Raw genomic sequence first — 2,614 nt, forward strand, 5'->3', positions numbered from 1 at the left:
CCATAGCGTTTTGGACCCACCTGATTTCCATGCCGAACTCAGAAGTGAAACGAAATAGCGCCGATGGTAGTGTGGGGTTTCCCCATGTGAGAGTAGGACATCGCCAGGCTTTAGTTTTATTTTCACTTTTTCGAAAACTGAAGACAAAAGCGGACACTTGCTGATTACAAGCGAGTGATACCACTGCGGAGTGGTAGTTCAGTTGGTTAGAATACCGGCCTGTCACGCCGGGGGTCGCGGGTTCGAGTCCCGTCCACTCCGCCACTTATATTAAGCCCTAGTCGAAAGACTGGGGCTTTTTCGTTTGGTCGTGTCCCCTAGAAATGCATTTACACATTGAAGGCGAGACAATACGACTTTCTTTACCCTTTTGGCACATGAGTTTCTCAGGAAGATGAGCCTGCTGCCTGCACTTCCAATTACTCCGAGTTTGTATCCTGTCCTCGTTGAAAGATTGGTCATTTGAACAATGAGTCTTTATAACACTCGCCCTCAACCGTAATAGAATGAATAGTCTTCCTCACTGCGTGTTTTGTTAGCGTCTCTCTTAAACAATAATTTTCTACATCTTATTTCTCAAACATTCATTGCTTCCATGTTTAGAGCGGGACCGTCGTTGCGTGGATTACGCAATTTCGCGAAATATAGTGAGGAAGAGAGCTAAGTCTTCCGAAAATTAATGCCTTTTAGAAAACTTTGTTTTCTTTGCTGAACTTGCTAGTAGCGATTAACCTAAGAGGAGTTCTTGAGGAGTATGTTTGATGATGCAACAAATAAAAAATGAAACGCTGAAATCTGTATTTAAGCAATGGTCTTCCGAAGAGGGAATTGTGGTCATCAACCCTGCAACTGAGCAAGAGTTAATTCGGTTAAAGCCTAGTACTCTTGATGAGTTAGATGATCTCATTGGTCAGTGCAAAACGGAGCAAGTCCGTTGGGCTAAATTAAGTGCCCAAGAGCGCTCTCGTCGTTTGAGGGGGTGGTATCAACTACTTCTTGATAATGCAGAAGACATAGCCACGATTATTACCTTAGAGCAGGGTAAACCTTTAGCTGAGAGCAAAGGGGAAGTGATGTATGGTGCCTCTTTTGTCGAGTGGTTCTCAGAAGAAGCAAAACGTGCTTATGGCGAAGTTATTCCTGCCCCCACGACAGATAGACGTCTATCTGCAATTCGCCAGCCTGTGGGAGTATGCGCTGCAATTACACCTTGGAACTTCCCTATTGCGATGATTACAAGAAAAGCAGCACCAGCCCTAGCGGCAGGTTGTGGCATGTTGATCAAGCCATCAGAGCTTACCCCTCTCACTGCAATTGCTGTTGTTGAATTAGCTTATCAGGCTGGTATCCCTAAAGAACTGCTTTCTGTCTTGGTGTCGGAGCAGGCTGCTGAGTTTGGTCAAGTACTAAGTACTGATCCTAGGATTCAGAAGATCTCTTTTACGGGGTCTACGCGAGTCGGGAAAATTTTGATGAAGCAAGCCAGTGATTCAGTCAAGGCGGTGTCGATGGAGTTGGGTGGTAATGCGCCTTTCATCGTGTTTGAAGATGCAGACTTAGATGCGGCTGCGGAAGGGCTTGTCGCGTCGAAGTTCCGTAATGCAGGGCAAACATGTGTTTGTACCAATCGGTTATATGTTCATAAAAATGTAAAACAAGCTTTTATTGATAAAGTATTGTCGAAGTTAAGCAAATTAAAGCTTGGCAATGGTTTAGAGAAAGATGTCACATTAGGTCCTGTTATTACGATGGCCTCTAAGCATCGACTAGAGGCGGTGATCGATCAAGCTGTACAAGAAGGAGCCTCTATTGCTAACTCTCCACAGAGACGGCATGGTCGCTTTATGGAGCCCGTTCTTTTGGATAGTGTGACGCAGAATATGTCGATTGTTCAGCAAGAGCTATTCGGGCCTGTGTTGCCTATTGTTACCTTTGAAAATGATGATCAAGTTCTCGAAATGGCGAACGATACAGAATATGGTTTGGCTTGCTATTTCTATACGAATAGCTTGAAGCGTATTGTGACTTTTAGTGAAGGTTTAGAGTACGGCATGGTTGGAGTGAATGAAGGGATCATCTCTACTGAAGTGGCTCCATTTGGTGGAGTTAAAGAGTCGGGTGTTGGACGGGAAGGTGCTAAGCAAGGACTCGATGAATATCTGGAGACAAAGTATATTTGTCTTGGTGGTTTAAGCTGATTTCAGAGATGGCCGATTGAACTAAAAAGCTAGGTTTTTACCTGGCTTTTTTTTAGTTGAAAGGCATACCATTTGCCACGCGCGTTTGTGGTTAATATTTTCTGGTTATTTAGTGAGTCGATAGTTAGCTTGCGGTAAGCGGTTTTTAATAATCAAAGCGCTTATGTTATTTCGTTATGGGGTAGGAGAGAGCTTAGCTTTAAACTAATACAAAAAAGCCGCATCAAGTGATGCGGCTTCTTCTAATATGGCTCCTCCTGCTGGGCTCGAACCAGCGACCTGCGGATTAACAGTCCGTCGCTCTACCAACTGAGCTAAGGAGGAACAAATTTTAATAAGTGGTGCCGACTACCGGAATCGAACTGGTGACCTACTGATTACAAGTCAGTTGCTCTACCTACTGAGCTAAGTCGGCA

Annotated in this window: 1 protein-coding gene, 3 tRNA genes and 1 rRNA gene; 3 read left to right on the forward strand and 2 right to left on the reverse strand. The window is 44.4% G+C overall.

The features are described from left to right. The 3 genes from rrf to R7190_RS25445 all read left to right on the forward strand — a co-directional run. A 5S ribosomal RNA gene (gene rrf, locus R7190_RS25435) occupies window positions 1-109 on the forward strand; the annotation flags it as partial. Between the two features lie 78 nt (window positions 110-187). After that, window positions 188-264: transfer RNA gene (locus R7190_RS25440), tRNA-Asp, on the forward strand. A gap of 497 nt (window positions 265-761) precedes the next feature. Next, window positions 762-2,198: an NAD-dependent succinate-semialdehyde dehydrogenase gene (locus tag R7190_RS25445; RefSeq protein ID WP_080960149.1), complete on the forward strand. Its 1,437-nt coding sequence runs from the start codon at window positions 762-764 to the stop codon at window positions 2,196-2,198. A 248-nt stretch (window positions 2,199-2,446) separates the two neighbouring features. On the opposite strand, the gene R7190_RS25450 is transcribed toward R7190_RS25445, so the two are convergent. Together R7190_RS25450 and R7190_RS25455 are read right to left on the reverse strand one after the other, a co-directional pair. Next, window positions 2,447-2,522 (reverse strand) — tRNA-Asn (locus tag R7190_RS25450). Between the two features lie 15 nt (window positions 2,523-2,537). Next, window positions 2,538-2,613 (reverse strand) — tRNA-Thr (locus tag R7190_RS25455). Between the last annotated feature and the right edge of the window lies 1 nt (window position 2,614).

Source organism: Vibrio sp. 1078-1 (assembly GCF_033340475.1).

What these genes read in the sequence shown, in the direction of transcription:
- R7190_RS25445 (WP_080960149.1), top strand. Translation starts at nt 762, where the DNA reads ATGATGCAACAAATAAAAAATGAAACGCTGAAATCTGTATTTAAGCAA.